The sequence below is a fragment of the Chromatocurvus halotolerans genome, from assembly GCF_004340525.1.
Classification (GTDB): Bacteria; Pseudomonadota; Gammaproteobacteria; order Pseudomonadales; family Halieaceae; genus Chromatocurvus; species Chromatocurvus halotolerans.
Genome location: NZ_SLWX01000022.1, coordinates 42,788 through 49,865, shown reverse-complemented (window position 1 = coordinate 49,865; position 7,078 = coordinate 42,788). Strand labels below are relative to the sequence as shown.

The following is a 7,078-nucleotide window of genomic DNA, read 5'->3' as shown; positions in this document are numbered from 1 at the left end:
CTACCCTCCTCACTTTTGGCTCTGAGCTTGGATCACCGTCCTCAGCTTAACCCACGATATTTGAGGACGGGTAGGTCACTACATAATGTCTAGAGCCATTCCCGCATCAGGCGATTGGCGTTGACGCGCGCGCCCATGCGACTTGCCAGCATGTACATGCCCCCCACCTTGCGGTGGAAATACACGACATCGGTGGGCGGCGCGTGCCAGAAATCCGAATGCGCCGCAGCGGACTGGGCGAGCTCGCTCAGCCGTGCCGGCATGTCCGAGGCGGCAAAGTCGTAGTCGCCCTCGTAACGCAAAGGCTCAAGAACCAGCAGCAGCAGCTCCAGCACGAGCTCGCGATACACCGAATCCTCGTCACCCATGGCGTAGCCCACTTTCTCAGCTGCCGCCACCATGCGCTTTCGATCACCGGCGATGGCCGCTGCAGCCAGCTTACGGTAGTTGTTCACAAAGCGCGCCTTGAAGGCCCGGGTCGCGCCGAAATCCAGCAGAACAATATCGCCGGTGGCGAAACGGTACTGATAGTTGGCAAAGTTGGGGTCCGTCTGCACCAGGCGCAGCTGGAACAGCTCGGTCAGCATGAGATCGACCAGCGCCGTCATCACCCGGTCGCGCTCGGCCTGGGGTTTGCGCGCCAGTTCCTCGATCGGCCCGCCCGAAACATAGCTCATGGCCAGCACGTTGCGCGTTGTCAGCTCTGACTGCAGCTCCGGCACAATGAATCGCTCGTCGTCGGCAAGAACCTCGTAAAACGCCTTGAGGAAGTCGGCCTCCTTCATGTAATCGGCCTCGTCCTCAAGCTGTGACTTGGCGTCCTCCAGCAGCGGCGTCATGTCGACATCCGCAGGCAGCAGGCCTGACATACGCAATACCGTAGCGATGTTGTCGACATCACTGCGAATGCTCTTCGCCACGCCGGGGTACTGGATTTTCAGGGCAAGCTCGCGTCCCTCGTGATCCACCGCCCGGTTGACCTGACCGATTGAGGCAGCGGCAATGGGATTGCGGTCAAATTCACTGAACAGCGACTCCCAGTCAGCGCCATACGCCTCGGTCATCGCGGCATTCAGCTGCGATTCGGGCATGGCGCTGGCCTCGGAACGCAGGCGACCGAGAATATCGGCCAGCTCACGCGGCAGCATGTCGCCATTGTCCATCGACAGAATCTGCCCGAGCTTCATCGCGGCACCGCGCATATCCGCCAGCTGGTCCGCAACGCGCTTCGCGTTACCCGGCGTCAGCAGCAGGTCCCGGCGGCGCGGACGGTTGCCCGCACGCCACTGTCGGGTGCCCTCGGCCAGCATGCCACCCGCTACGCCGGCAGTCAGACGCGCTACCCGCGCGAACCGCCCGACGCGACCGGTGGGCACCGCGCTCTGCCTGCCGCGCGGCCTGTCGACGCCGTCATGCGTATCCTTGCCCTTGTTCTTGTCCCCGCTCACGCGGTGTCCTCCAGCCAGGTTTCGATATAGTCTCTCACCAGTTCATAGCCGTTGAATTCGGCATCGAGAACGGCAATGAACGTGAAGACGCCGGTCAATTTCCGGGCGATCATCGCGAACTCCCGCGAGGGTGTGGCGAAATGCCGGGTCGCCGCTGAACTCGCCGCCTGTCTGCCGACCCGCTGCATCAGTCGTGACTGCCCCCAACGATACTCACCGCGCGCGTTGCAGTATTCCTTTGGCAGCTCCGCCGGTGGCCGCAGCGGCTCAAGCAGCTGCAGACAGAAGTCGCTGAAGGTATCGCGGGCAAACTCACTGCTGTCCGCACGCAGACAGCCAAGCCCGACCAGCCCCTGCACGATGCTGTTGCGGTCCTGAAGCTGGCCTGCCGCGATGGTGCTGCCGAAGTTGTGCAGAAAATCATTGTCGCACTGCAGCATGGACCCAAAATCCAGCAACACCAGTTCGTCCCGACCCGCATGGCGCCTGATAAGGTAATTGCCGAAATTGGGATCTGTCTGCAGAAGGCCCCAGTGATACAGCTCCGAGAAAAACAGGTCCAGCATGCCGCGACCCAGGGCGTTGCGCCGCCGCTGGGAGAGCGCCGCAATATCGGGATGATTGACCCTTTTACCATCGATGTATTCGAGGGCAAGCACTTCACGGGTGCAGTAACGGGGGTGACGCTCGGGTACGTGCAGATAGACGCCGCGCGCGTTGAGCGACTCGCCACGCGCTGCGACACAGGCGCTGATATGGTCGCCCATTCGCGCTTCACGCAGGTAATCAATCTCGTAGTGAAGTTGCTGGCGCATGGAGCCCAGCCAGTCGTCGAGCTCACGCCCGGCCTTTATCCAGCGCGCCAGAAGAAGCATGCGCACCACTGCATCGAAATCACCGTCAATGACCCGCGCAAGACCGGGGTACTGGATCTTGAGCACGATCTGCTCGCCACTGGCACGCACCGTCGCGCGGTGCACCTGGGCGAGAGATGCTGCAGCCAGCGCCGTGGTTTCCACCTCCAGCTCGTCCAGCCGGTCACCCAGCGAAGCGCGCAGTGCCGGTTCGATTTCGGACCACGGCAGCGGATGGGTCTCGGACTCGAGCTCGTGCAGGGCCTCGGTCAGCGCCGGCGGCAGGAAGTGTTCGCCGAGCAGGGCGAACATCTGTCCTATCTTGACGTAAGTGCCCTTGAGGCGACCGAGCTCGGTGACAAAACGCCTGGCTTCACGGCGCAGCATATCGGAGTCGGCACCGGCTTCGGCGCCGCGCAGGCGCTGCAGGGCGCCATCGAGGGCAAATGCACCACCAGCGCGTATTCCAGCGACGGAAACCGCAAATCCTCGGCCAAATGCGCCGCGACGATTAAGCAATGATTTTCTGGTCATACCCCATTATACGCCCGGGGACGGTGAGCGGACGGCGCGTCGCCGCAGTGACATCGCGGAAACGGCGGTCGCAACCTGAACAGCGGTCAGTCCAGAAGCAGCGCTGCCAGCTGCGTGCGATGGTGCCGGGCATCGCCGAACTGCTGCTGCGCCCACTGCGCGCGGCGCAGGTACAGCTGCGCGTCACACTCGTAAGTGAAGCCCATGCCACCGTGGAACTGGATGGCGCGATCCCCGGCATGGCACAGGGTCTCAGTGGCCTGAGCTTTCGCCATGCGACAGGCAATTTCAGCCTCCTGCGCCAGCGGCTCCTCACCGACCACACTCGCTGCGTGATAGACGAAGGATCGCGTCGCATCCACCGCTGTCAGTATCTCGACCGCAGGATGCTTCAGGGCCTGATAGGAGCCGATCAGCTTGCCGAACTGCTTGCGCGTCTTCAGGTATGCCACAGTCGTGTCGAGGCAGGACGCCGCACTGCCGCCGGCTTCCGCAGCGACCAGCAGAGCGCCAAGAAGCCGGTAGTCGCGCAAGGCTGACAACACGCTCGGCCCCGCTATCACTGCCTCGGCCTGTACGCCGGTGAAATCAATGCGTGCGGCCCGGCGTGTCTCGTCAATCATCGTATGCGGGGCCAGCGCAGCGTCCGCCACCGCCGCGCGACGAACGGGCGCAAGAACCGTCTCGCCAGCGCCATCCCGGGCAACCACCACCAAAAGGTCCGCCGCTTGTGCATCCCATACCAGCATTTTTACGCCGCTCAGACGATTCTCGCTGTCCAGGCTTACCTGATACCGGGTATTGCCCCAATCCTCGTTTTCCAGCATCGCCACCGTCGCGACGGCACCGGCGGCGATCTCCGCCAGGAGATCGTCCTGCGCCCCCGGCGCGGCGCGCTGCAGCAGCTGCGCCGCAAGCGTCGTTGCCAGCAGCGGTGTACCCAGCATGGCACGTCCCAGGGCCTCCGCCACGGGCACGACAGCTGCCACACCCAGGGCCGATCCACCCACGGACTCGGGAAGGGCGATTCCCGTCCAGCCCAGGTCGACCATCTGCCGCCATACGGCGTTGTCAAACCCCAGCGGCGAGTCCAGCTGGGCGCGCACGGCAGACATCGGCGACTGGCGGCGGCAGAAGTCCCGTGCCACGTCCAGCAGCATGGCCTGCTCTTCCCCCAGGGACAGCCGCGTACTTCCAATAACCGACATGCGCGACTCCTATTTCGGCAGGCCGAGAACATGCTCGGCAATGATGTTCGCCTGAATCTGGCTGGTACCGCCGCCAATGGTCGCTGAAAAACTGTTGAGGTAGGCGCGCTGCCAGAATCCCCCCTGCCTCGCGGCATCGTCACCCACGTAAAAACTGCCCGCGGCGCCCTGGGCGCCGACCGCAAACTGGCGCAGGCGACGCGAGTACTCCGTCCAGCGCAGCTTGTTCGACAGCGGCAGGGAAAACGGATAATCCGTCGTCAGCGGCGCAATGGCTGATCGGCGATCGCCGAGCGCCATCGCCTTTTCCTCCATGATCAGGCCCACCAGCTGATCGCGCAGCAGCGGCTCCTCAAGCATCGGGCGCCCGTCGCGCGAGACATCCCGAAGTTCATCGATCATGTCGTCGACGGACACGCGCACAAAGGCGAGCCCTCCGGCCGCGCCGGCCTCGGCACCGCGCTCGTACTGCAGGGTTTTCATGGCGATTTTCCAGCCATCGCCCTCGTCGCCCATGCGGCATGCCTGCGGGATTCGTGCGTCGGTGAAGAAGGTCTCGGTAAAGCCGTATTCGCCGGTGAGTTTCCGGATCGGCCGCGTCTCGATACCGGGCACCTGCATGGGCGCGAGAAAAAACGACAGGCCGTCGTATTTGCGAGGTGCCTCCGGGTTGGTCCGCGCCAGCAGAATCATATACCGCGCGTAGTTTCCCATGGTGGTCCAGATCTTGCTGCCGTTGATCACGTAGGCATCGCCGTCGCGCACCGCACGGGTCTGCGCGGCGCCGAGATCGGAGCCATGATCCGGCTCGGAAAAACCCTGGCACCAGATATCCTCGGCGCTGAGTATGCCCTTCAGGTACTTCGACTTTTCCTCCTCCGTGCCAATATCGTTGATCAGCGGGCCGGCCCAGCCCAACCCGATCACGTTGAAACAGATGGGCACACCGGCACGACGCATTTCCTGGTCGGCGATGGACTGGAATGCAGGATCGACGCCGCCACCCCCGTAAGCCCGCGGCCAGGCCATGCCCAGGTAGCCAGCCGACCACACCTTGTGCTGCCACTCTCTGAGGAAGTCCAGCTGCTGGTCAGTGCTCACTTCCATAAAGGACTGCGGCAGCAGGAAACCCGGGTCGGCAGGGCGATGCTCAGCGAGCCAGGCGGCGACGTCCTTGCGGAAACTGTCGAGTTCGTGGGGTTGAGGGGTCATGGCTGTCTCTTGTCGGTTTGCATCATCACAGGTCCAGCGCGGGCGCCATGGCGTCGGCGCGCTGCAGGGCGGGTCGCGCCAGGAGTCGTTCGAGATAGTCCCGGGTCTGCGGCTGGTAGCGATCGTCCAGTTTGAGGGATCGCCCCAGGTACAGGGCATAGCCCACCGCGATATCGGCGAGGGTAAAGCGCTCGTCCACCAGGTATTCATGGGTTTCAAGGTGGGCATCGAGGCGTCGCAGGCGGGCAATGAACCAGCGCGCGTAATCCTCGGCAATGGCAGTCCTGTCAGGTTCCGGCTCGAGATAGGTGTAGCGCAGCACAAGGGTCTGCGGAAACGTCAGCGTGGCATCGGCCTGGTGCAGCCAGTTCAGATAAGCGGCGTACTCCCGGTGCTCGGACGCTACCGTCAGGGCCCGCGCCGGATCACGCTCGGCGAGGTACTGGCAGATGGCAACGGACTCGGTCATTTCGACAGAATCGTGGGTAAAGTAAGGCACCGTACCCAGGCTGTTGATGCGCAGAAAATCCCGGTCGAAGACCCGCGGTGGAAACGGCAGCACGACAAGCTCGTAGTCGAACCCGAGTTCCTCCAGCGTCCACAGAGGCCGCAACGAGCGAGCGCCGCCGCAGTGCCACAGCTTCATGCTCACAGGTCGTACTGCCGCGCTGCCAGGTCGCGCATGATCTCCTCCGAACCACCGCCTATGGCATTGACACGCACCTCGCGATAGATGCGCTCCACCCGGTTGCCACGCATGTAGCCGATGCCCCCGAGTATCTGCATCGCCTCGCGGGCGCAGAACTCCAGAGTCTCGCTGGCCTGCACCTTGAGCAGTGCAATATCGCCCGGGCTGGCGCAATCCCCGGCAATGCTCTCGTAGCACAGCCGGAGGTAGGCCTGGGTAGCGTTGAGCTTCTGCTTCATCTGCGCAACCTTGTGCCGGATAACCTGATGATCCGCCAGACGCTTGCCAAAGGTGTTCCGCTGCTGCGCCCACTGCACCGCCTCTTCAAGGCAGACACGCCCCAATGCCTCCATGCCCGCGGCCATGGCCATGCGCTCGGCATTGAAGTTGGTCATGATGACCTGAAAACCCTGATTCTCCGGGCCGATCAGATGTTCCGCAGGAACCCGCAGGTTGTCAAAGTACAGGGTCGCCGTATCGGACGCCCACCAGCCCATCTTGCGATCCAGCGGTGTGCGCGAGAATCCGGGGGCATCCGTGGATATGAGCAGCATCGACACACCGCGGGCACCGCTGCCGCCAGTGCGCACCGCCGTGGACACCCAGTTGGCGCGCATGCCGCCGGTGATATACGTCTTGGAGCCGTTGACAATATAGTCGCCACCGTCGCGCACCGCGGTTGTTGCCAGCGAGGCAACATCGGAGCCTCCCCCGGGCTCGGTAATACCCAGGGCAATGTGTTTTTCCCCGGCGAGAACCGCCGGCGCCACCGCGGTCTTCATGGCATCGCTGCCCCAGTGAATCACCGGCGGCAGACCGATACCATGCACCATCAGGCTCGCATTGACGCCACCCACCGCGAACCGGGAAAGCTCCTCGGCAACGATCCACTGATGCCACACATCAATGCCCTCGCTGGTGCCGCCGAAGGCTTCGGGATAGCCGAGACCGAGAAGACCCACGGCGGCAGCCTTCGGCCAGAGTTCGTCCGGGATGTGGCCGGCCTCGTCCCAGGCATCGGCAAACGGCGCGATCTCGGTATCGACGAAACGACGCAGTTGTGTCCGCCAGGCGTGATGCTCAGCCGTGATGTTGGGGTTTGGCAGGCGCGCGCCGTCGAAGTCCAGAGCCATG

Annotated in this window: 6 protein-coding genes; all 6 read right to left on the bottom strand. The window is 63.5% G+C overall.

Annotated elements, in window-relative coordinates; all coding sequences use genetic code 11:
• Positions 1-89 precede the first annotated feature (89 nt).
• Complete coding sequence (locus EV688_RS16210) at positions 90-1,448, bottom strand: ABC1 kinase family protein (protein ID WP_240624463.1); 1,359 nt, start codon at positions 1,446-1,448, stop codon at positions 90-92.
• Positions 1,445-2,836 carry an ABC1 kinase family protein gene (locus tag EV688_RS16205; RefSeq protein WP_117319505.1) on the bottom strand — a complete coding sequence of 464 codons (1,392 nt, stop codon included), beginning with the start codon at positions 2,834-2,836 and terminating at the stop codon, positions 1,445-1,447. The genes EV688_RS16210 and EV688_RS16205 overlap by 4 nt, the downstream gene beginning before the upstream one ends.
• An 86-nt stretch (positions 2,837-2,922) precedes the next feature.
• Positions 2,923-4,044 (bottom strand): acyl-CoA dehydrogenase family protein, encoded by a 1,122-nt coding sequence (locus tag EV688_RS16200; protein ID WP_117319506.1) that lies wholly within the window; start codon positions 4,042-4,044, stop codon positions 2,923-2,925.
• Between the two features lie 9 nt (positions 4,045-4,053).
• Entirely contained in the window at positions 4,054-5,256 is a 1,203-nt protein-coding gene (locus EV688_RS16195) for an acyl-CoA dehydrogenase family protein (protein WP_117319507.1), read from the bottom strand.
• A 25-nt stretch (positions 5,257-5,281) separates the two neighbouring features.
• Positions 5,282-5,902, bottom strand: coding sequence for a glutathione S-transferase family protein (locus tag EV688_RS16190; RefSeq protein WP_117319558.1), 621 nt, complete (start codon positions 5,900-5,902; stop codon positions 5,282-5,284).
• Between the two features lie 2 nt (positions 5,903-5,904).
• The gene (locus tag EV688_RS16185; protein ID WP_117319508.1) at positions 5,905-7,077 is read right to left on the bottom strand and encodes an acyl-CoA dehydrogenase family protein; all 1,173 of its coding nucleotides are present in this window, start codon (positions 7,075-7,077) and stop codon (positions 5,905-5,907) included.
• Position 7,078 lies beyond the last annotated feature (1 nt).

Coding starts and splice junctions, on each gene's coding strand:
- EV688_RS16205 (WP_117319505.1), bottom strand. CDS start 2,836: ATGACCAGAAAATCATTGCTTAATCGTCGCGGCGCATTTGGCCGAGGA.
- EV688_RS16200 (WP_117319506.1), bottom strand. CDS start 4,044: ATGTCGGTTATTGGAAGTACGCGGCTGTCCCTGGGGGAAGAGCAGGCC.
- EV688_RS16195 (WP_117319507.1), bottom strand. CDS start 5,256: ATGACCCCTCAACCCCACGAACTCGACAGTTTCCGCAAGGACGTCGCC.
- EV688_RS16190 (WP_117319558.1), bottom strand. CDS start 5,902: ATGAAGCTGTGGCACTGCGGCGGCGCTCGCTCGTTGCGGCCTCTGTGG.
- EV688_RS16185 (WP_117319508.1), bottom strand. CDS start 7,077: ATGGCTCTGGACTTCGACGGCGCGCGCCTGCCAAACCCCAACATCACG.